Below are 22,396 nucleotides of genomic sequence, written 5' to 3' on the forward strand. Positions count from 1 at the left end.
CTAACCTTTTCCTGTTGAGCTAAGTCGCAATTTTTTTGCTAATAGAGATCCCCTTAGTGTACACACTTTCAATTGTGCTGGCTAACAAGTAACATGACTCTCTATTTTTTGATTGAGCTCCCAGGAGTAGTTGGCGAGATGGCTGATTTAGACCAAGCATTAGCAGAGATTAAACGCGGTACCGATGAGATTTTACTCGAAGCAGATCTGCTGGAAAAACTAAAAGAGGGACGTCCCTTACGTATTAAGCTTGGAGCCGATCCAACCGCACCAGATATTCATTTGGGTCATACGGTTATCTTGAACAAGATGCGTACGTTTCAGGAATTAGGTCATGAAGTGATCTTCTTGATTGGTGATTTCACCGGTATGGTTGGCGATCCAAGTGGTAAAAACAGTACTCGCCCTCCATTGACCCGTGAGCAAGTACTTGCTAACGCAGAGACCTATAAGCAGCAAGTGTATAAGATTCTAGACCCTGCAAAAACACGTATTGAGTTTAACTCTACTTGGTTAGAGCCTTTAGGCGCTGCTGGTATGATTCGTCTAGCTTCCAAGCAGACTGTTGCCCGTATGATGGAGCGTGATGACTTTAAGAAGCGTTATGGTTCTGGTCAATCGATTGCTATCCATGAGTTTATGTACCCACTACTACAAGGCTATGATTCAGTAGCACTTGAATCAGATGTAGAGCTTGGTGGTACCGATCAGAAGTTTAATTTGTTGATGGGGCGTGAGCTGCAAAAATCTGAAGGCCAAAAACCTCAGACGGTTATCATGATGCCACTTCTCGAAGGCCTAGATGGCGTTAAGAAGATGTCTAAGTCTGCTCACAACTACATAGGTGTGAGTGAGCCTGCAGGTGAGATGTTCGGTAAGATCATGTCTATCTCTGATGTATTGATGTGGCGTTACTTTGAGCTGCTTTCATTCCGTCCATTAGGCGAAATTGAGCAGTTTAAAGCGGATGTTGAAGCGGGTACTAACCCACGCGATATCAAAATAGCACTTGCTAAAGAGATTATTGCACGCTTCCATGATGAAGCTGCTGCAGATGCTGCTCATCAGGAGTTCATTAATCGCTTCCAGAAAGGTGCTATTCCTGATGATATCGAAGAGGTTGAGATTAATGTTGGTGAAGGTATCGCCATCGCTAACTTGCTCAAAGAGTTAGGTTTCGTTAAGTCAACTTCAGATGCTATGCGTATGATCAAGCAGGGTGCAGCCAAAATTGATGGCGAGAAAATTGAAGATACACGCCTGCAATTGACTGCTGGAACCAGTGGTATCTTCCAAGTCGGTAAGCGTAAATTTGCTAAGGTTACCTTAGTTTAGGTTTACACTCTCTCGATATAAAAAAACCTGCCAATTGGCAGGTTTTTTTATATCTGAAACTTATGGAAAAGGGACCTATTGAACTGCAAGTTGATCGACCATGGTTTGGTAGTCCATCAGATCTTCATGTTTAGACACGCGATGATTATCCATATCCAACTTAACAGTTGTTACTCCGGGGATCGCTAAATCAATTATTTTCCCTGGTTTCCCAAATTGCTCGCCAGGTCCCTTATAGTGATAGCTGCCGATCATGACGACTAGTGAGCCAGAGTTAAACATATGCTCGATATTAAAGCCATATTCAAGCACACCTTGGTGGGCGCGTCTTAAAAAGCTGATGATATGTCTGCGACCTTTATAGGTCTTGCTAGCGGTTCTATCATTGAAGACGCTCTCTCTATTATAAAACCTATTCAGTGCCTGATAGTCATGATCCGTAACAGCTTGGATATACCTGACTGCCAGCTGTTGCTCGGCTGGCATTTCACCGGTATTCGCAGCGGAGGCAAAACTGGTCAATAGAAAAGTGAGGCAAAGGTAGCGTAAAATCGTCATGGTTAGCTCTTCAAACTCTTTTTTAAATCAAATGCAGGTAGCGACAGGTGCCACTTAATCGCAGCTAATCTGATTGCAAGTGCAACTGTCATTGAAAATAGTATGGCATGCATATTATTTGCGCCAAAATAGAGGCTCAAGCTATAGCTTATTCCACCAAGAATAGAGGCTGTTGCATAGATCTCAGTTCTTAATATCATAGGTATCTGACGGCAGAGTAGATCGCGGATGATACCGCCACCCACGCCCGTTATCAGTCCCATTACCACTGCAATCATTCCGCCTAGCTCCATATTCAATGCTTTCTCTGCACCAATCACGGTAAATAGAGCAAGCCCAAGGGCATCGGCAATTGGCAGTGTATGTTGAGGTACCTTTTTAGGTTTTCGTACAAAAATTAGGGTTAATAATACTGTGATTAAGATGACGATAATATAGTTAGGATCGCGTATCCAAAATACTGGCGTTGTACCTAACAGTGCATCACGGATACTGCCTCCTCCCACCGCTGTCACTGAGGCAAGCACAATAACACCGAAGGGATCCATTCTGTGTCGACCAGCGGCTAGCGCCCCAGAAAGGGCAAACACAGCTGTACCACAAAGGTCGAAGAAGTAGATGAGCTCTATCATTGGTCCATATCTTTAAGGTGGTGATTTAATGCATCGACTGAGATACGGATCTCGATAACCGACAGTAATAGAGAGTAGAGCAGTAGAAGTAGACTACAGCCAAATATGAGAGAACCTGTTTTATTAAGACCAATATAAATAAAGATCATACATAGCACACAAAGCGCAAAGCTCATGACCCCAGCTTCTTGCATGCGTCTGATTATCGTTATCCGTTGGCGTAAATTCTTTATCTGTTCGCTATGAACGGGCTTTCCGTCGTTACTTAAATTTCTAATTAACGCGGCAAGCGAGAAAAAGCGATTGGTATATGCAAGCAGCAATAAGGATATCGCTGGGAATAGCAGTGCTGGAGTTGTTAAAGATACATGAATATTGTCGAACAATTTCTCTAGCCTATATCGGTATGTATAAAGTCTGTCATTAAGATGATACCTATGGTTTAGCTGATGTCTAGACTTGATAGCCCGCTTTAGGCTTGTAAATAGCGTAGTGCTGCCCAAATAAGCGGAATGATGATGAGAAAGCTTAACCAAAGTGTGTAGCCAGTGCTTGCAAGTTTAATTGCCGCAGAGATTGAGTGGCTATTTGGGGGAGGACCATAGGAAAGCTTAGTCACTGTGACTCTTTGATTGTCGAATTTCATCGGCCCCCCTAACTCGATTCTAAGGATCGCGGCGGTAATTGCACAGGTATTAATGCAATTATAAAAGGGTCCTGTGTTATTTAGAGGCTTGAATAACATCAGAATAGTTTTAGGCCCGCCCTGTATGGCGATGCTGAAGTTCCAAAGTAAGCTCGGCAGCCAAAATAGTGCAGCACTGAGGTAGTAAACGGGTTTACCAAAGTGCCTAAACTTGGGATTGATCGGCGGCCAGCACAGCTCGAGCTTCTTGAGCATTCTGGCTGCGAGCACCAGAGCGGCTCCGCCAATACTGAAGAAAACAATAGTGGCCACTGTGCCGTAAACGGGGGCTGTGACTAATTTTTCTATGGTTGCTTTGCTTATCCCCACAACGCTGAGTTGATTGGTGTCTCGATATAACCAATCAGACAGTAGCGCTCTGGCAGCTGGTTTGTCTTCACGCTTAAGAGAGTGTTTTATCTCGACGGCAACCTGTTTGAAATTATCATCATTGAGGCAGATGTATAGGATGATAAATTCAAAAAACCAAGGAAAAGCTGCCAGTTGTAGCAAAAAATAGATAATGGACCAGAAAGGCACCATTAGAAGTACTGCCGCCATTGTCCCTGCGATAATCTGCTGCGAAGGCGCGCGGCTTGAATGGTTAACCTTTTTCGCCAGCTCTTGGGCTAGGTAACCAAACCAGACTATAGGTTGAAAGTTTCGTGGCAAGGGGGCGATTCTAGAAAGGAGTAAGCTAACAATAAGGATCATGGTTCCTTGATAAAACGGGCTGTCATTGAGTAGCTGGTTGGCGAACTCTGGAACCATGATTTTGACCTTATCGATTTAACACTTACAAAAGATTAAAGCGTAATTATTGAAATATTATAGCTGCTTAAGTAGTGCCATCACCATTAAGGCTGACTGATGACCTGCTTTGACGATGTAAGAATCAAAATCGACAGGGGAGTCGTTATTCGCATTGTCAGAGAGTGAGCGGATCACGACAAAAGGAATGTTAAACTGATGACATACCTGAGCAATCGCCGCACCTTCCATCTCGCAAGCTGCCATAGTTGGGAAATTACTGACCATGGTTTTAGTACGCTCTGGATCGCAGATAAAGCTATCGCCAGTACAGATAAGCCCCTCTATTGCTTTAACGTCACCTAGGCTGGCAACAGCTTTTTGCGCCGCCAGTTTTAACTTTTCATCAGCGACAAAGGCTGCAGGCTGACTCGCCATCTGACCAATTTCATAACCGAAAGCGGTAACATCAACATCGTGGTGTCTAACTTCTGTTGATATCACGATATCGCCAATAGCGAGTTCATCGACAAAACCACCTGCAGAACCCGTGTTGATAACAGCATCAGGCGCATATTTTTCGATAAGTAATGTGGTTGCGATACTCGCTGCGACTTTACCAATACCTGAGCGAGTAACAATGACTTGAGTGCCATCTAATGTGCCTGAGATAAACTCAATCCCTGCAATGGTTTGTGACTCAGGTGAAGTCATTGCGTCGATTAGATGAACCACTTCTGGCTCCATTGCGCCTATGATGCCTACTTTCATTGATTTAGCCTTAAATTGTCATACGAGATCTGATGGGCGCTAATATACCATGGTGGGAGGGGTTTAGTGAAAAATCCATCGGTTCAGTGATGTGTTTGGCTTTATTTTGTGTGGTCGAGCTAGGCTCCTTTTAAGCTGGTGTGTAGTACAAAAAGTTTGGAACTAATGATTGATAGACATTGTTAGGTTTAATGGTTAATTTCTAAACAAGTACCTGCAGTATAGGTTTTCACAACTAGCGGGAAAGTGAGTCTACTTAGCCTTATTCTTCTTACCCAAACTTATTACAAAAATCTTTTGATTAAAGGAGCTTAATCATGGGTAAGTCGTTGTTTAATTTTATGCTTGTATGTGTTGTTTCTATAGGAATAGTCCTAACACCCCAAGCGTTTGCAGGGAATAACAACTTAGCAGGTATCAAGGTCAATAAGGCACAATTCAATAAGAAACATAATCGACTCGATGTTAAAGGGCGAGTGGGCAATGATAGCTCAGGTGACGAAGTCACACTTTGGGATGCAGATCTAAACACTATGCTTGCAAGTGGTGTAACCAAAAAGGACAAATTCAAGTTTAAATATGCTTTGAGCGAGGGCGATATCGTGCCTTGTCGCATTGAGGTGCGAGTGGCAGGGGAGAGTAGTAGCCGGAAAGTAAAGCGTGCCCCCCAAGATTGTGGTCAATATCAGGTCACTATAACGGGATTAGTTACAGATTCCCCCATTCCCTTCGCGACTGTGACAGTGACCCTTAATGGTAATACTTATACGACAGTTGCCGATGAAAATGGTGCGTTTTCACTGGATATTCTCACCGTTTCTTTAGATGAACTGGTGACTATCGAGTCGAGTGCAACAGATGCTGAAACAGGCGATCCCATTAACTTTGTAAATATGGCTGGCACATTTTCTAAACTACTGAGCGATCCCGAAGCTAATGTGACCAACGTTACCACTGCATCTTATATACTCGCCGTTGAGGCCAATGGAGGAGTCGCCCCTAATAATATTGAAGAGTTAACCGCTGCAGAAACGTCAATAGATGCTTCAACGCTCCTTGAGTTAGCGGCAGTGATAAAGCTGGTTGTTGATGACCCACGTTTTGAGCTACCTGATGGCTTCGATAGCTTGATAGACTTTGTTGCTAACGATAGTGCAGTTGAAAGCTTTATTGAAGACGTTGCTGCTATCGATCCCCAAGCATTAGAAAATACCCAAAGCGAGATACTCAATGACACTTCTCTAGTTGCAGGCTTTACAGTCGATGAAATACCTGCCCGATATTATGTAATTGCAGCCGCAGAGCCCGGTTATATGGCAAGAAGTGGTGCAGCGCTAGAGTTTGATGGGAGCACTGGGACAGGACAATACCTCTCATTTGCTGGTTGGAATGGACAAGCGATAAACCAAACTTATAGCTGGGCAGTTGTCGGTGGCCGTCTAGAGCTAAATTATGACTCGCCTCAAGCGGTAGCGTTACTGACAAGTCATATCGAAGATCTTACTGACGATCAGAGTAAAATTGATGCTTATTATGCTGGGGGCGGTGTTCACGATAATATTGTGTATGAAAGCTCAGAAGTTCAACGCAAGTATACGCGAGTGGTGGATGGCAATTTAGTTGATATGATCTCGACTGAGGTGAAAACGGTATTGCATACGCCTCCATTTGAGCTCGTAGATGGTTCTATGTTGGAGCTAGAAGTCGATAAGCTTGATATCTCAACGAGTAATCAGTCCTTTCGCTCAAGCTTAGATATCCAAAATATACCATTCACAACCAGCTGTCTTACTGGCGAAGTTTGTGCACTAGGAAACTGGGGAGGTGTATTCCACTATGCTGCTGGTACGCGGGTATACGATGACTATATTTATCCTACGTCCAGTTATGGTGAGCTATTAACTTTTAACAATGATACCAGCGTCTCAGGGGCAATCTCGGGTGAATCGGCATCTTGGAATATAGACAGTGAAGGCAAACTTATCATCGACTATGCCGATGGTACGGTACAGACGCTACAAATTATCGACAACATCGGCTTAGAGTACGGCGTATTCTCAATTTTTGAAAATGGAGGCGAGCGTTATGCTGACTACAACCTTTGGGTAAGAGGTGACAGTCAGTTTAGTTTATCAGGGAGTTACCTTACTCCCTCTGCGTCCAACAGGTATTGGAATGGCGAGATAAACTCATGGATACCAGGTGGTTTCGATGCTAATGGAGTACGTTTACCCAGTAATAGATTCGGTTGGAAATTTGATGGGGCAGGCGGGCTAGACAATTACTGGGTCGATCAAAATCGTGATTATGATGGGGATGGTAACAACGACCTTGGGCTCATTGTTACAGCAACGCATGGCTGGGAGGTTGATGCCGGTATTGCGAGACTGGATAGATTCTCATTTGCGAGACGATATTGGTTCCCGGTTGCGTCAACAGACATTGATGGCCAGCGAGTTTTCTACGTTATTGAGCGTGAAGCGAGAGATTATGGACAAGGATGGAAAACCTTTATTCCTGCAAGAATGAATATTCAAAGAGAAATTGATGAATTTACTGACTGGGATTACATCGAACAAGTAGATGCTCAATAACTTTCTGAACCTCAATAGCCGCCTAATCCCTTTGGACAATAGGTATTAGGCGGTAACGTATCCGGCTATATATGCAGGTCATGTATATGTGTGGGGGTCAGAGTAAACTTTATTTGATTACCATACCTTTTTTAATCCTATGAACCACCTTTAGACGCTTAGCCCTAACGCGTTTCTGTTCAAAAAAGAGTAAAAAGCAGCTATGAATTCGCTAGCAGAGCATTTGCTGAGAGGCGTGCGAACTTCGAAAAAAGGGATTTTTTCGCAGAGCCTATAGGGATACTTCTTATGAGTTCAAAAGCCACGGCGTGTCGCAAAGACTCATAGCTCATGCTCTGCAACTCCAATATCGGTTAAGGTTAACTAAGCTGTTTCTGTCCAAAGGCGAGTTACGGCCAGTAAGCCTAAATCGAAGAAACAAATTTTCAGGTGTAGATACGGCTGCGAGCATCTCTGACCTTGTGAGCGTGATATTCGTAAATCCATTTACAGTACCTGCTGCAGGCCATAAGTACCAATGAAGTATTAGTACTCAGTAAACCAACCAAATACGAAACTAGCCAATTGAAACCAATCCCAAAAGTGAGTCACATCTTGTTATTCGACAAGGGTTCATCAGCTTGTATTTGGCCGACTACTAATACAGGGGCTGCATCCAACTCATTGGCATCCATCATGGAAGCTATGCGCTCCACTGACGAGAGTAGCTGGCTTTGTTCCCACTCTTCGAGGTTTTGATAGCGGGTAATAAAATGCTCTTGCAAGGGTTTTGGTGAGTCACTCAATAGCTCATGACCGGCTTCACTCAGTGACAGATGAACCTTACGTTTATCTGTTTCACTGCGCGTTCTTATCACTAACTGTCGGCTTTCGAGCCTATCGATTATGGTGGTGACAGTGGCAGGGCTTAAAGCGATCTCTTTGGCAATATCTTTGGCTAATGGACTTTCGAGTTGAGCGATACTTTGCATTACCAGAAGCTGCGGACCTGTGAGTCCAGACTGCTTATTCAATTTACGCGAGTGTATATCAATGGCTCGGATCACTCGGCGTAGTGACACCAATAACTGTTCGTACTTTTCCATAATTTACCCTATGCCGGTGGTATTGAGCTATGAGCGATATGTCACTCAATAAAAATGCGGTATATCGCCAGAGCGTTATACCGCATTTTTTATACTAGGTGCAAGACCATGGTTAGCATAAGCCTTTACCTAGTACTTGCTTATATCAATCAGCATATTTAAAAAGCAAAAGTTCTAGCGACAGATAGGACGGCTCGCGTATCGGCGGTATCAATATCCATGCTTGTATCTTCAACCGCTAAGTTGAAGTCAAAGCCTTTCCAGCTAGTCATGTATTCTGCGCGATAATGGTTGTAGGATTTGTCGCCATCCCATGACCATTTGTCTAGGTCGTTTGAGGTTGAACGGTCAAAACTAATACGAATATCATGACCTTCGGCAATGGTAAAAGTGTGTGCTGCCATCATGATGTAATGACCTGCATCAACGCCAAAGTAATCCCAGGTATACCAAAAATTCAGCTCAGTTTGACCCAGTGATGAGCCGTACCCAAACTTAGTGTATAGCTCTGGATACTGATACTCGTCAGAGAACGAATCACCATGGTAAGTGTAGTAAGCTATACCAGCATCAAGAGATACGCTTTCACTTAGTTGGTAGAACATGCCGCCGTAAAAGTCGAGCTCTAACCAAGTATCATCTTCAGAACCAAAATCAACATTTGAAGCCCAACTGCCTACATACCAGCCAGAGTCTGATGCGTAATCAAGGCTTGCCTGTAAAGCTGGCCCGTTATCTGTTTGGCTGACACCATTAAAGGTATAATCTGAAACGGCTGTCACTGTTGAACTGAAGTTTGCACTTGCAGCTGTAGGTAAAGTCAGTAGGCCCAGTAAGGCGATACTTTTGATTGTCGTTTTCATCATTTCTCTTTCTCTATTTATCATTTTTATATTCGTTCGATTGCTAGTAACGTCTTAAGATTAGTTAGCTAATTCAATTTTGTTAAAATCAATTTTGTTCTCTTTAGGCGAGCGCTCTATCGCCGCAACCTTTTTGTATTTGGTCGCTAAAATATAGCCAAAACAACCCAAAATAAGCGCAATCGCTAAGGCGCCAACCCACTGGATCTCTAAGAAGTTCAGTTGGAATAGCAGAGTCAGGCCACTCATCAGTGCAATATTGCCTACGATGTACTTAGTTTTACCAAAGCGCTGAACGGTCAGGTTAAGATTATCTGTGTAGAGGCGGATCAGTGAGTCGAGTGAATTCACCACAAAGGTGATGCCAACAAGTACCATGGCTAGATTATAGAAGCCTGTCGTCGCTATCTCATTTGCGCTGTAGTAATACAACACAGTAAACCAGACTGCGATCGGTAATGATGGGAATACCATCATAGCTATCAATACTTGGTAGGTTTTAAGGCCACCAACGAAGCGAGCGGTGAACTGACCGATCATGATGCTCCAAGCAAACCACCAGAAGAGGTAGAACTCATGGTAATCATTGATAGGTAAAACGAAGTGATGGATATTACCAAAGTAATCCCCAAGTAGCGCAAAGGTCGTGACAAACTCTCCAATACCTGAACCTTCAGATAGGAAGGCACCCGCCCACATAAGTACAATCAGCCCCATAAATAATCCAGTGCTAACGAGACTGAGTCTACGTACATAGCGAATGCTGGTACTTGAGTAAACGGCTGCGGCGATGATCACAAACACAATAAGATAGAAGCTGCTCACTATGGTTTCCCCATCGCCCATCTCAGGCAAATACCACGGCAAGTTGCTTAGCAATAGGTAAGCTGTGAAAGCACAGGTGCCAATTATCACTAAGTTATTGATGAACTTGATCACTGGGATTTCAAAAAACTTCACTCTTGGCTCTATTACACAGAAGTAGAAGCAAGTTAAAAAGTAAAATGCCCAGATCAAGAAAGCCCAGAAACCAAACTCGATGGCCAGCGGGTTGGTAAAGCCATATTCAGGGCTTGCACCAATATCAGCGTAACCGGCAAATTCAGTCAACGGGAACATGATCAAGCCAACGTCTAATCCTGAGGTAAACAGAATGGCGATAAAGGTAAAAGTGCGCACAGGAGTGACACCAATACACTTGACATTTCCCCATCGATAGATCACAAAGGCGATGGCGGCGAAGGTAAATAGAATCCCTATTGTTAGCCAAGTCGTCATTATTTGACTCCTAACTTATTTATCTTGTAAAACATGGGCTTGCTTCCTTGTTTTTATTTTTTTTATGCCTGGTTGCAGTAAAGTTTGGCTGCAAAAATCCCTCAAACCTTAACTATCGTTTTAACGAAACTTAAGGTTTGATAAATTAATCAAGGCGATTTAGGCCATTTAGCCTCAATGGGCTTAGGCTGACCTTTTGCCTATATCGACTCGAGCGACTTAATTAGAAAAACTGAGTCACTTAAGCCAGTAAAGAGGGTTATCTTGCTGGTGGTTTCAGTCTTTGTTGTGTTTGCCAATCATCACTAACGGTGACTTTAGCCGAACTTGGCGCTAACGGTGTTTTCCCTAAGATGAGGTCGGCAGCTCGCTCGGCTAACATGATTGTTGGCGAGTTAAGGTTGCCATTGGGAATCGTCGGGAAGATAGATGAATCGACAACTCTTAGCCCCTGCATTCCATGTACTTTAGTTTGGGAGTCGACTACGGCCATCGCATCTTCGCCCATCTTGCATGAACAAGATGGATGATATGCGCTCTCTACCGCGCTTCTCACAAAACTATCAATCTGCTCGTCGGTCTGTATACCTGTGCCTGGCTGTATCTCTTCACCGCGATATTCATCTAAGGCTGGCTGATTGATGATCTCTCGGGTCAGGCGTACGCAGGCTCGAAACCCTTCGATATCATCTTGGTGTTCTAGATAGTTAAACTGAATGCGAGGAGCGGTATGGGCATCGCTTGATACGACTTTGACGCTGCCTCGACTCTTAGGCTTATTATGGCCGATATGTACCTGGAACCCGTGACCTGCAAAAGCCTCTTTGCCGTCATAGCGCATGGCTGCAGGCAGGAAGTGATACTGAAGATCAGGCCATTCTAGCCCTGGCTTTGAGCGGATAAAGCCGCAAGACTCAAAGTGATTGGTTGCACCGAGTCCTGATTTATTTAAGATCCAGCGAGTACCAATAAATAACTTATTGAGTGGGTCGAGCTTACCGTTAAGAGATATAGGTTTAAGGCACTTAAACTGGAAGTAGAACTCTAAGTGATCTTGCAGGTTTTCACCGACACCAGGTAGTTCGTGCACTTGCGCTATTCCTGCCGCTGCAAGTGTTTGTGCTTCCCCTACACCTGAGAGCTGTAAAATATGCGGTGAGCCAATGGAGCCTGCAGAGAGTATGACCTCTTTATTGGCGCTGACTTCTATCTGCTTACCCTTACGCTCAAAGTGAACACCAACGGCCTTTTTCTTTTCACCTTTGTTCTTACTAAATAACACCTTATGCACTAAGGCGTGGGTGATAACAGTGAGGTTAGTGCGCTTCATGGCTGGTCTTAAATAGGCATTAGATGTTGACCAGCGGACACCATTTTTAATGGTCATATGCATCGGGCCGAAACCTTCCTGCTGAGCACCATTGTAGTCAGATGTTGATAAGTACCCCGCATCGACTCCTGCATCGACAAAGGCTTGATAGAGCGGGTTCTTCATCTGGTTGCCATTATTTACTGATAGTGGCCCGTCAATACCGCGATAATCATCTTCGCCAAATGCCCAGGTTTCGGCTTTTTTGAAGTAGGGTAGGCAATGGGCATAATCCCAACCTTTTGCACCCTCTTGCTGCCACTCATCGAAATCTCGGGCATGACCACGTACATAGACCATACCGTTAATCGACGATGACCCACCTAATACCTTGCCTCGTGGACAATGCATACGGCGGTTATCAAGATAGGGCTCGGCCTGGGTTTCGAACTGCCAAGCATATTTAGGCGTATTCATTGGGATTGAAAGCGCGGTTGGCATCTGGATGAAGATACTTTTATCGCTGCCACCGGTTTCGAGTAATAGTACCCTGTTATTCGCATCAGCCGATAAACGGTTAGCGAGTACGCAGCCAGCACTACCGGCTCCAACGATAATATAGTCGTATTTGTCTTGATTAATCTGTGTCATGTCAGCGCCTTAAAATGGACTTTCAAGAGGCTGCATACCAAGGTATACGGCTTTGATTTGTGTGTATGCTTTGAGTGTCTCACTACCGTTTTCTCGGCCGATCCCAGACATCTTATAACCGCCGACTGGCATCTCTGCTGGCGATGCACCATAGGCATTTATCCAGCATATCCCAGCTTGCATCTGATGAATGACCCGATGAGCCCGAGTGATATCTTGGGTAAACACACCTGCGGCTAAGCCTAATCGAGTATCGTTTGCGCGGCGGATAACTTCCTCTTCATCCTTGAAAGGTAATACCGACATCACAGGGCCGAATATCTCCTCTTGGCTAAGCGTCATCTCATCAGTGCAATCGCCAAATATTGTCGGTGCGACGAAGTAACCATTTGGGCTGTTATCAGGTGTCAGCGCATGCCCACCGGTAAGCAGTTTAGCGCCCTCTTTTTTACCAACCTCAATAAAACTGAGCACTTTATCTTGATGAGACTTTGAGATAAGCGCACCAAAATTAGTCGCAGGATCCATAGGATCGCCGCAGACTATGTTGTCTTGAGTGCGCTGAACGAGTTTCTCAATGAACTTGGCGTAGATATCCTGCTGCACAAATACGCGAGTGCCATTGGTGCAGATCTCACCTTGTGTATAAAAATTACCTAGCATGGCAGCGGATACGGCGTTATCTATGTCAGCATCGCTGAAGATGATGAGTGGTGATTTACCACCCAGCTCCATGGTGACCTCTTTCAATGTGCTAGCGGCTGCAGCCATGACTTTCTTGCCTGTGCCGACTTCACCAGTGAAAGAGACTTTAGCGATAGCGTCATGATTAGTGAGCCAAGCGCCTACGCGGCCGTCACCTTGGATAACGTTAAATACGCCATCAGGAAGGCCAGCTTGGGTGAATATCTCTGCTAACTTTAAAGCACCCAATGGGGTCTCTTCAGAAGGCTTAAATATCATTACATTACCGCAAGCAAGTGCGGGGGCTGATTTCCAACATGCAATCTGTAGCGGGTAGTTCCAGGCGCCAATACCTGCGCATATGCCTAGCGGCTCACGGCGAGTGTAATAGAAATCTTCACCTAAGCTTTGTTGATTGCCTTCAATGCTAGGGGCGAGGCCGGCGAAAAACTCAATGGAGTCGGCGCCAGTTACGACATCGACCACAGAGGCTTCTTGCCAAGGTTTACCTGTATCTTGTACCTCAATCGCGGCAAGTTCATCATTGTGCTCACGAAGTAGCGCCACAGCTTTGAGTAAAATTCGGCTGCGTTCCATTGCGGTCATAGTTGACCAGATCCTAAACCCTGCTTCTGCGCTGGCAATGGCTGCGTTTTGTATCTTCTTATCGGCGACCTCTACGAGATAACTCACCTCTCCATTGGCTGGATTGATGACCTCAAAGGTCTCGCCTGTCTCATTGCTGAGCGTTTTTCCGTGTATATAGTTTGGGTATACAACTAGTGACATCGGTGTTCTCCGTACTGCATGGTCACTGCCTCAATAAAGGCTTTACATAATATTTGGGCTTGTTCGAACTCTTTCTCTGGGGCGGCACTAAGTGCGCTACGTAGCCAAAAACCATCAATCATGGCAGCGGTTTGCTTTGCGGCTGTAATGGCTTCACTGGGAGGAAGGAGATGTTTGAAAGAGAATAAAAGGTTGCTGTACAAACGTTGACTATTGATATTTTGCAATCTGGCAAGCCCTTGCTCATGCATGGCTTGGGACCAGAAGCTCAGCCAGGTTTTGGTCGCCGGCCTTGAACGTTGTAGCTCGGTAAAGTTAGCTTCTACGATGGCGTGTAATCGCTCAAGGGGCAGTAAGTTTTTATCGGAAGTTCGACTTAATAATGCTTGTTTAAGCTGGTCGAGCAGATATTTTTGGGTTGCTTCAATTAACCCTTGCTTGCCGCCAAAGTAGTGACTAATCAAGCCCGATGAAAGTCCTGCCAAACCACTGATGGTATTGATTGTTGTATTGTGAAGACCATGACGTTCAACGGAGATGAGAGTGGCTTCTATGAGCTGTTGTTGTCGGACGGTTTTCATTGGCGGGCGCGGCATAAAAGGCAAAATCCTAAGCGTTCATATTGAGAGTTATAGTTATTATTTTTACTTGTTCGAATAGTTAATTGAACGTTCAATTAATAACAACTCTAATGGTTAGAGCTGTAACTATCAACCTTTATTCTAAACTGAGACCTAGTTCACGGATTTATTTCGTTCATTTTCTAAAGGTTCAGCTTGCGTTTAGTTTATTGTTTTTTATAGGGTAAATTGGGGTCTATTTATTGTCCAAGGCGGAAACTAAGTCGCTGAAATTAATTTTGCATTCAAATTAGTTTTAGCCGTAATCTTTACTGAGAGCTGAGCTAGCTTTTAGAGCGGGACAAAAAAAAGCGCACCTCTCGGTGCGCTAATCACAAGCAATGGTTACATTTTATCTGGCAGACTAGATAAGCCTATAAATACTTGCCTTCGTATTAATCTTCAAAGCTATTTAAAATACCTAAAGCCGCATCACGACCCTCGGCAATCGCAGTCACAACGAGATCTGATCCACGTACCATATCTCCACCGGCGAATACCTTAGGATTTGTTGTTTGAAATGGGTTGTCGGCGACTTTTGGTGCTATGACACGATCCCACTGATCTAACTTAACATCATGATCCTTAAGCCAGGCAGCAGGGCTTGGTTGAAAACCAAAAGCTATAATAACAGCGTCAGCTTCAAGCAGCGCTTCACTGCCCGCAATGACCTCTGCACGGCGACGGCCACTGCTATCAGCTGCCCCCATTTGAGTTTCTGCACATGTCAGTCCAGATACTTGACCTTGGTGAGTTTCAATTGCAACGGGTTGACGATTGAACAGGAAGTTTACGCCTTCCTCTTTAGCATTTTGAACTTCACGGCGAGAACCAGGCATATTATCCTCATCTCGGCGATAAGCACAGGTAACCTCTTTAGCGCCTTGACGAATCGCAGTACGGACACAATCCATCGCTGTATCACCACCACCAAGAACAACCACCTTTTTACCCGCTAAGTTGAGATAAGGTGCAGCATCATCCTGAGTCCCCATCAAATTATGAGTATTGCCGATAAGGTAAGGAAGGGCTTGAATCACGCCTTGAGCATCCTCACCAGGTAGCCCAGCTTTCATTGCTGTATAGGTTCCCATACCGAGAAAAACCGCGTCATAATCATTAATAAGCTCATCAAAGGCGATATCTTCACCTATGTTGACGCCTAGTTTGAACTCTATTCCCATTCCTTCAAGCACTGTGCGGCGTGTTGCCATTACGGATTTATCTAGCTTAAAGGATGGAATGCCATAGGTTAGCAGTCCACCAATTTGAGGGTTTTTATCAAATACGACAGCCTGTACACCATTACGGGCAAGAATATCGGCGCACCCAAGGCCTGCAGGACCAGCGCCTACAATGGCGACACGCTCTTTGCGTGGAGTGACCTTAGATAAGTCTGGTCGCCAGCCCTGTGATATCGCGGTATCTGTGATGTATTTCTCAACGTTACCGATAGTTACAGCACCAAAATCATCGTTCAGTGTACATGCGCCTTCACACAGCCTGTCTTGAGGGCAAACTCGACCACAAATTTCGGGCAGGGTATTGGTTTCATGGACTAAGTCAGCCGCCTCTAAGATACGTCCCTGCTTGGCGAGTTTTAGCCAGTTAGGAATGTAATTATGCAAGGGGCACTTCCACTCACAATAGGGGTTACCACAGTCTAAACAGCGATCGGCTTGCTCATTAACCTGAGTTTGAACGAATGGCTGATATATCTCTATAAACTGTGTCGCTCTTTCTTTAGCCGCATGTTTAGTTGGATCTTTACGGCCAACTTCAATAAATTGAAAATCATTGCTCATCTGAAGTTACCCCGCTACTACTGAAAGTTCTGGATGTGCTTGTTCCAATCTAAGCAGATCGGATAGCTCGACACTTTTAGGCTTAACAACCACAAAGCAGTCAATCCAATTTTCGAAATCATTTAATAACATTTTTGCATGCTCACTACCGGTTTCAGCTAAGTGCTCTTCAATAAGGCCCTTTAGATGTGCCTGCAAGATGGGTGATTCAACTTTATGAGTATCAACGAGCTCAGTGTTCACTCGGCGGTTAAAACGGCCAAAGCGGTCAAATACATAGGCAAAGCCACCTGTCATACCTGCACCGAAGTTAACGCCGGTTTTTCCTAACACTGCGACAATACCCCCAGTCATATATTCACAGCCATTATCACCCACTCCCTCAACAACAGCAGTAGCACCCGAGTTTCTCACTGCGAAACGCTCACCAGCGGTGCCTGCTGCAAACATTTTTCCGCCCGCAGCGCCGTAAAGACAAGTGTTACCGATAATGGAAGAGCGTTCACTTTGGAAGGTGCTACCGAGTGGTGGATGGATAATAATTTTACCCCCTGACATTCCTTTACCGACATAATCGTTAGCGTCACCACAGAGGGTTAACTCAAGGCCTGGGCTGTTCCACACGCCAAAGCTTTGACCTGCGCTACCGTTAAATTGCAGCTTAATGGCTTGTTTAGCTCCCTCTTTACCCACTGTAGAGGCGATATGACCTGAAAGAGCCGCGCCAACAGAGCGGTCGATATTACTTATGCTGAACCTTCCTGAGTATTCAGTGCCTTGCTCAACTGCAAGTTTGGCAGCATCGAGTAGTTTAAGGTTTAACTTACCTACATCTGAGGCGGGGTTTAACTCTTTCCATGTTAATGAGCAGCCTTCAGGGACTTCAGGGGTGAACAGTATAGGGTCGAGTACTAGCTTATGTTGCTTTGCTGTTTGCCCCTCTAATGCTTGCAACCAGTCACTGCGACCAACAAGTTGCTCAAACTCTGTGACACCTAAAGCTGCCATCTCTTCACGGATCTCTTTAGCCACAAATTCAAAATAGGTCATTACCCGCTCTGGTAGGCCGTGATAATGCTCATTTCTCAGCTGTTCATTTTGGGTTGCAATACCAGTTGCACAGTTATTGAGATGGCAAATACGCAGATATTTACACCCTAGGGCTATCATAGGCACAGTACCAAAACCAAAGCTCTCAGCACCTAGTAGGGCCGCTTTGATAACATCTCTACCTGTTTTAAGCCCACCATCGACCTGTAGGCGTATCTTATGACGAAGTCCATTAGCGACTAGAGATTGATGTACCTCTGCAAGTCCTAACTCCCATGGGCTACCCGCATATTTGACCGAAGTAATCGGACTTGCCCCTGTACCGCCATCGTAACCAGAAACGGTGATCATATCGGCATAAGCCTTGGCTACACCCGTAGCAATAGTACCCACACCCGGTTCTGATACTAACTTGACCGAGATAAGCGCTTTAGGGTTAATCTGTTTTAGATCGAAGATAAGTTGAGCAAGATCTTCAATCGAGTAGATATCATGATGCGGTGGTGGTGATATGAGTGTCACCCCAGGTCGTGCGTTACGCAGTCCTGCAATCTCTACACTCACTTTATCGCCAGGTAACTGTCCGCCTTCTCCTGGTTTTGCACCTTGAGCGACTTTGATCTGTAAGACTTCAGCATTCACTAAGTAATGAGCGGTAACCCCAAATCGTCCAGAAGCTATCTGTTTAATCTTTGAGTTTCTCTCAGAATTAAAGCGCGCAGGGTCTTCACCGCCCTCGCCAGAGTTAGAGCGGCCACCTAAGCGGTTCATAGCAACGGCAAGTGCCTCATGTGCCTCAGGGCTTAATGCACCGATACTCATCGCTGCACTGTCAAACCTCGGATACAAAGTTTCGGCTGATTCAACCTTATCAACTTCAATTGAAGGGTTTTTCCCTTTGACGGCAATGAGATCTCTTAAAGTTGCTACGGGGCGGTCATCGACTAGCTGGGTGAAACGCTTATAGCTGGCGTAGTCTTTGTCTTTTAAACAAGCCTGCAGGGTATTGACCACGTCAGGGTTGAAACTGTGGTATTCACCACCTTCAACATACTTGAGTAGTCCACCTTGGCTAAGCGGCTGATGTGCTCGAAAGCCCAACTTATGCAGCTTAATCTGGTCTTGCTCGAGCAGGTCAAAATCAGCGCCTTCGATTCGACTAATGACGCCATTAAAGCAAAGTTCAATCACTTCGCTAGCCAGGCCTATGGCTTCAAATTGTTGACTACAGCGATATGAACCGACAGTACTAATGCCCATTTTAGACATGATCTTTCTCAGACCTTTGTCGATCCCTTGCCTGAAGTTTAGTAATAACTGTCGCGTATCTGTTACCTGGTTTTGCTTAGCCATAGCACTGATACTTTCATATGCTAGATAAGGGTAGATAGCAGTAGCGCCAAAACCAAGAAGTACGGCAAAGTGGTGCGGATCACGTGCTGAAGCGGTTTCAACCACAATATTGGTATCGCAGCGTAAGCTTTTATCTACTAACACTTTTTGCACCGCGCCAACAGCCATTGCCGCTGGAATGACTTGCTTAGATTTGTCTGTCGCTCTATCTGAGAGGATAAGCAAGGTCGTGCCGGTTCTCGCGAGTCTTTCCGCTTCGTCACAGATACGGACGATAGCCTGCTTTAACCCTTCATTAAGGTCATAATTTAGATCAACCGTATTGGCTCGGTAATAGGTTGAATCTAGCGCCATCAATTGATTGAAGTCACTAAATAGTAGTACCGGTGAGTTGAACATGACGCGATAGGCGTGGCCTGTCGTTTCATTAAACAGGTTTTGTTCGCGGCCGACACAGGTCGCAAGCGACATGACATGTTTTTCACGTAATGGATCAATCGGTGGGTTCGTGACCTGGGCAAACTTCTGCCTGAAGTAATCGTAGATAGTGCGCGACTTTTTAGACAAAACAGCCATAGGGGTATCATCGCCCATGGAGCCAGTGGCTTCCTCTCCCTTCTTAGCGAGAACCCAGATGACCTCTTGTAACTCCTCACGGGAGTAACCAAACTGCTTATGGTATTGCAATAGCTGGTCATCGTTTAGCTCACTCACGCCCTGTGCCTCATTAGGCATATCTTCTGCGGCGGTCAAAGTGCGACTGTTTTTTGCCATCCACTCCTTGTATGGATGACGACGTTTAAGGTCGTTATCTATTTCAAAAGAGGAATAGAGTTGGCCATTAAGTGTATCCAGAACCAGTAACTCTCCTGGTCCTACACGGCCTTTTTCAACTACTTCATCAGGTGCATAATCCCAAATACCTACTTCTGAGGAGAGGGTCAGTATTCTGTCTTTCGTGATCACGTAACGAGAGGGGCGTAGACCATTACGATCAACGGCGCAGGCTGCATGACGACCGTTAGTCATCACAATGCCCGCAGGTCCATCCCAAGGCTCCATATGCATTGAGTTGAAGTCGTAAAAGGCTTTTAACTCTTCATCCATCTCTGGGTTACTTTGCCATGCTGGTGGAATCAACAGGCGCATAGCACGATAAAGATCCATACCGCCAGCAAGTAACATCTCAAGCATGTTATCAAGTGAAGATGAGTCTGAACCTGTCTCATTGACAAAAGGAGCCGCTTGTTGAAGGTCGGCAAGAAGCGGTGCATTGAACTTATAAGCACGTGCTCGTGCCCACTGTCTATTACCTGTAATAGTGTTGATTTCACCATTATGTGCAAGGTACCTAAATGGCTGGGCAAGAGGCCACTTAGGTGAAGTATTCGTTGAGAAGCGTTGATGGAAAAGACAGATAGAGCTTTGTAGACGTATATCTGCAAGGTCGTCATAAAACTCTGGCAGATCGACAGGCATCATCAAGCCTTTATATACGATGACCTGACCAGATAAGCTGGCAACATAAAACTCTTTATCATGTGGCAGCTGTTGCTCAAGTCGACGTCTAGCCATATAAAGTCGGCGTTCTAAATCTTTCTCACGCCAGCCGATAGGTGCGTTGATCAATACTTGGTATATCTGCGGCAAACTTTCTTTGCCAATAGGCCCAAGTACATCAGGGTTTACTGGTACTTTTCTCCAGCCTGCGACACTTAGGGTTTCCTTTTCTAACTCTCGCTCAAGCAGTTGTTTAGCTTCGTTGGCTAGCCTGTCATCTTGGTTGAGAAAAAGCATACCTACAGCAAACTTGCGACTTAAGTGCCAGTTATTTTCATCGGCAATAGCTTCGAAGAACTTAATAGGTAGTTGCATCAATAAGCCACAACCATCTCCTGTCTTCCCATCAGCTGCGATACCACCACGGTGTTTCATGCGGTCCAACCCATGGATCGCCGTTCTGACGATTCGATGACTTGGCTCGCCGTCCATCTGGGCGATTAAACCAAATCCGCAATTTTCCCGTTCGAAACTGGGGTGATATAAGCTCATACACAAACTCCTAAAACTAAAATACTGCAAAAACTAAAATACTGCTCGGGGAGATTGTAGTTATATATATATGCACCCGAACGATCCAAATTACCCCTTGAAAGCGCAAAGGTCAAACTGAAAAGTTGCATAAAACGTGACTGTTAACTGGTGTTTAATACAGATTTAACAATGACCTTACGTTAACGTCAACTGAGGATTGATCTATATAACCTTATGAATAAAAAGAATTTTAGTATTCAACCTGTTTAGGGTTTACTAAAGTGTAACAAAGCTAGCCTTTGCTTCCATATTGTGGAAAGTGATTTTTATTGCACGTACAGTGAATTTTCATCAGTTTTTGGCCTGATTGTTTATGCACTTTCGATGATTCAAGTCTCAAAAACTGTATAAAATTGCAGTTTATGCATTTGTATCCCGATTTATGTGCTTTATGAGTGCTAATACCAGGTTAATTTTCAGTTGTTTGATATAGCGCCGTGTTTGCGCTAGGTGAATGTTTTAAAATGACGTTAGTTTAATGAATAGAGACCAGTTAGTGGGACTTGATACATACGTCAATACATTCGGTGTTGCCTGCAAAAAACAGTTCGGTGAAAAGCTGAAGAAACTGACAATCGATGCCAAATTTACCTGTCCTAATCGTGATGGAACCCTTGGTAAGGGCGGCTGCACCTATTGTAATGTGGCCTCATTTAGTTATGAACATGGCACTGAGCTTTCTATTCCTGAACAGTTACAAAAGGGCCGTGAAAGATTGGCAGGAAAAACATCAAAGTACATCGCTTATTTTCAAGCATACACTAGTACTTATGATGAATATCGAGTGCTGAAAGCTAAGTACGACGAAGCAATTAATGACCCAGATATCGTGGGGCTATGTGTTGGTACTAGGCCTGATTGTGTGTCAGATGAAGTGATAGAGCTACTTGTTAGTTACCAGAAACGTGGTATTGAGGTGTGGCTAGAACTTGGGCTTCAGTCTGCAAATGATAAGACATTAAAGCGGATAAACAGAGGGCACTTTTTCAGTGATTACCAAGATACTGTAACTAGGGCGAGAGCTCGCGGTATTAAAGTGTGTACTCATCTCATTCTTGGCCTGCCAGGTGAAACGCATCAGGATTATCTTGCTTCACTAAATGCCGTTTTGTCTACAGGTGTTGATGGTATCAAGCTTCACCCCTTACATATTGTTGAGGGGAGTACAATGGCCAAAGCTTGGCGCAATGATCGGATGTCACTACTGACCATAGAGCAATATGCTTATAGTGTTGGTGAGCTTATCCGCTATACACCAAAAGAAATTATTTTTCATAGGGTTACAGCTTATGCAAAGAAGCCTATGCTACTGGGGCCCGATTGGTGTGCGTTTCGTTGGGATGGTTTGGTCGCGATTGTAAATGATTTGAAGGCCAAAGGTGGGCAGGGGAGTTACTTGAATTCTAAAGTAAACTTTTCTTAAAACCGTAAAAAAAGCAGTTAAATAGCAGATTTGATTAATAAATAGTTAATGTTTGGTTAAAATGTGA

General features: G+C 44.6%; 16 protein-coding genes. 3 read left to right on the forward strand and 13 right to left on the reverse strand.

Annotation, left to right across the window (positions count from 1 at the left end; all coding sequences use genetic code 11):
* Window positions 1–138: 138 nt before the first annotated feature.
* Window positions 139–1,335, forward strand: a complete 1,197-nt coding sequence (gene tyrS, locus BM736_RS01025; protein WP_076407652.1) for a tyrosine--tRNA ligase — start codon at window positions 139–141, stop codon at window positions 1,333–1,335.
* Between the two features lie 75 nt (window positions 1,336–1,410).
* On the opposite strand, the gene BM736_RS01030 is transcribed toward tyrS, so the two are convergent.
* The 5 genes from BM736_RS01030 to mtnN all read right to left on the reverse strand — a co-directional run bounded on the left by BM736_RS01030 (window position 1,411) and on the right by mtnN (window position 4,731).
* Window positions 1,411–1,893 (reverse strand): nuclear transport factor 2 family protein, encoded by a 483-nt coding sequence (locus tag BM736_RS01030; protein ID WP_076407654.1) that lies wholly within the window; start codon window positions 1,891–1,893, stop codon window positions 1,411–1,413.
* A gap of 2 nt (window positions 1,894–1,895) precedes the next feature.
* Window positions 1,896–2,525 carry a trimeric intracellular cation channel family protein gene (locus tag BM736_RS01035; RefSeq protein ID WP_076407656.1) on the reverse strand — a complete coding sequence of 210 codons (630 nt, stop codon included), beginning with the start codon at window positions 2,523–2,525 and terminating at the stop codon, window positions 1,896–1,898.
* A complete protein-coding gene (locus BM736_RS01040; protein WP_076409788.1) occupies window positions 2,522–2,899 on the reverse strand; it encodes a DUF2721 domain-containing protein in 378 nt (125 codons plus the stop codon). The genes BM736_RS01035 and BM736_RS01040 overlap by 4 nt, the downstream gene beginning before the upstream one ends.
* A gap of 98 nt (window positions 2,900–2,997) precedes the next feature.
* Entirely contained in the window at window positions 2,998–3,981 is a 984-nt protein-coding gene (locus tag BM736_RS01045) for a cobalamin biosynthesis protein (protein WP_076407658.1), read from the reverse strand.
* 57 nt (window positions 3,982–4,038) lie between these two features.
* Window positions 4,039–4,731, reverse strand: coding sequence for a 5'-methylthioadenosine/S-adenosylhomocysteine nucleosidase (mtnN, locus tag BM736_RS01050; RefSeq protein WP_076407660.1), 693 nt, complete (start codon window positions 4,729–4,731; stop codon window positions 4,039–4,041).
* A 317-nt stretch (window positions 4,732–5,048) separates the two neighbouring features.
* On the opposite strand from mtnN, the gene BM736_RS01055 reads away from it, so the two are divergent.
* Window positions 5,049–7,325, forward strand: coding sequence for a carboxypeptidase-like regulatory domain-containing protein (locus BM736_RS01055; RefSeq protein ID WP_083699783.1), 2,277 nt, complete (start codon window positions 5,049–5,051; stop codon window positions 7,323–7,325).
* A 587-nt stretch (window positions 7,326–7,912) separates the two neighbouring features.
* Here BM736_RS01055 and BM736_RS01060 read toward each other — a convergent pair.
* The 8 genes from BM736_RS01060 to gltB all read right to left on the reverse strand — a co-directional run bounded on the left by BM736_RS01060 (window position 7,913) and on the right by gltB (window position 20,864).
* Window positions 7,913–8,410: a MarR family winged helix-turn-helix transcriptional regulator gene (locus BM736_RS01060; protein WP_076407662.1), complete on the reverse strand. Its 498-nt coding sequence runs from the start codon at window positions 8,408–8,410 to the stop codon at window positions 7,913–7,915.
* Window positions 8,411–8,568: 158 nt separating this feature from the next.
* Window positions 8,569–9,273 (reverse strand): TorF family putative porin, encoded by a 705-nt coding sequence (locus BM736_RS01065; protein WP_076407664.1) that lies wholly within the window; start codon window positions 9,271–9,273, stop codon window positions 8,569–8,571.
* A 60-nt stretch (window positions 9,274–9,333) separates the two neighbouring features.
* Window positions 9,334–10,551, reverse strand: a complete 1,218-nt coding sequence (locus tag BM736_RS01070; RefSeq protein WP_076407666.1) for a BCCT family transporter — start codon at window positions 10,549–10,551, stop codon at window positions 9,334–9,336.
* A 259-nt stretch (window positions 10,552–10,810) separates the two neighbouring features.
* Window positions 10,811–12,511 (reverse strand): choline dehydrogenase, encoded by a 1,701-nt coding sequence (gene betA, locus BM736_RS01075; protein WP_076407668.1) that lies wholly within the window; start codon window positions 12,509–12,511, stop codon window positions 10,811–10,813.
* A gap of 9 nt (window positions 12,512–12,520) precedes the next feature.
* On the reverse strand, window positions 12,521–13,984 hold the full coding sequence (betB, locus tag BM736_RS01080) for a betaine-aldehyde dehydrogenase (RefSeq protein WP_076407670.1): 1,464 nt from the start codon (window positions 13,982–13,984) through the stop codon (window positions 12,521–12,523).
* A complete protein-coding gene (betI, locus tag BM736_RS01085; protein WP_076407672.1) occupies window positions 13,975–14,580 on the reverse strand; it encodes a transcriptional regulator BetI in 606 nt (201 codons plus the stop codon). Before betI ends, betB begins: the two co-directional genes overlap by 10 nt.
* Before the next feature lie 419 nt (window positions 14,581–14,999).
* Complete coding sequence (locus BM736_RS01090) at window positions 15,000–16,409, reverse strand: FAD-dependent oxidoreductase (RefSeq protein WP_076407674.1); 1,410 nt, start codon at window positions 16,407–16,409, stop codon at window positions 15,000–15,002.
* Window positions 16,410–16,415: 6 nt separating this feature from the next.
* Complete coding sequence (gene gltB, locus BM736_RS01095; RefSeq protein WP_076407676.1) at window positions 16,416–20,864, reverse strand: glutamate synthase large subunit; 4,449 nt, start codon at window positions 20,862–20,864, stop codon at window positions 16,416–16,418.
* A 538-nt stretch (window positions 20,865–21,402) separates the two neighbouring features.
* On the opposite strand from gltB, the gene BM736_RS01100 reads away from it, so the two are divergent.
* Window positions 21,403–22,329, forward strand: a complete 927-nt coding sequence (locus tag BM736_RS01100; RefSeq protein WP_076409792.1) for a TIGR01212 family radical SAM protein — start codon at window positions 21,403–21,405, stop codon at window positions 22,327–22,329.
* The last annotated feature ends 67 nt before the right edge of the window (window positions 22,330–22,396 follow it).

Source organism: Shewanella sp. UCD-KL12 (assembly GCF_001957125.1).
Lineage (GTDB): Bacteria > Pseudomonadota > Gammaproteobacteria > Enterobacterales > Shewanellaceae > Shewanella.

Coding starts and splice junctions, on each gene's coding strand:
- BM736_RS01030 (WP_076407654.1), bottom strand. CDS start 1,893: ATGACGATTTTACGCTACCTTTGCCTCACTTTTCTATTGACCAGTTTT.
- BM736_RS01090 (WP_076407674.1), bottom strand. CDS start 16,409: ATGAGCAATGATTTTCAATTTATTGAAGTTGGCCGTAAAGATCCAACT.
- BM736_RS01065 (WP_076407664.1), bottom strand. CDS start 9,273: ATGAAAACGACAATCAAAAGTATCGCCTTACTGGGCCTACTGACTTTA.
- gltB (WP_076407676.1), bottom strand. CDS start 20,864: ATGAGCTTATATCACCCCAGTTTCGAACGGGAAAATTGCGGATTTGGT.
- BM736_RS01035 (WP_076407656.1), bottom strand. CDS start 2,525: ATGATAGAGCTCATCTACTTCTTCGACCTTTGTGGTACAGCTGTGTTT.
- tyrS (WP_076407652.1), top strand. CDS start 139: ATGGCTGATTTAGACCAAGCATTAGCAGAGATTAAACGCGGTACCGAT.
- betA (WP_076407668.1), bottom strand. CDS start 12,511: ATGACACAGATTAATCAAGACAAATACGACTATATTATCGTTGGAGCC.
- BM736_RS01045 (WP_076407658.1), bottom strand. CDS start 3,981: ATGGTTCCAGAGTTCGCCAACCAGCTACTCAATGACAGCCCGTTTTAT.
- betB (WP_076407670.1), bottom strand. CDS start 13,984: ATGTCACTAGTTGTATACCCAAACTATATACACGGAAAAACGCTCAGC.
- betI (WP_076407672.1), bottom strand. CDS start 14,580: ATGCCGCGCCCGCCAATGAAAACCGTCCGACAACAACAGCTCATAGAA.
- BM736_RS01070 (WP_076407666.1), bottom strand. CDS start 10,551: ATGACGACTTGGCTAACAATAGGGATTCTATTTACCTTCGCCGCCATC.
- mtnN (WP_076407660.1), bottom strand. CDS start 4,731: ATGAAAGTAGGCATCATAGGCGCAATGGAGCCAGAAGTGGTTCATCTA.
- BM736_RS01055 (WP_083699783.1), top strand. CDS start 5,049: ATGGGTAAGTCGTTGTTTAATTTTATGCTTGTATGTGTTGTTTCTATA.
- BM736_RS01060 (WP_076407662.1), bottom strand. CDS start 8,410: ATGGAAAAGTACGAACAGTTATTGGTGTCACTACGCCGAGTGATCCGA.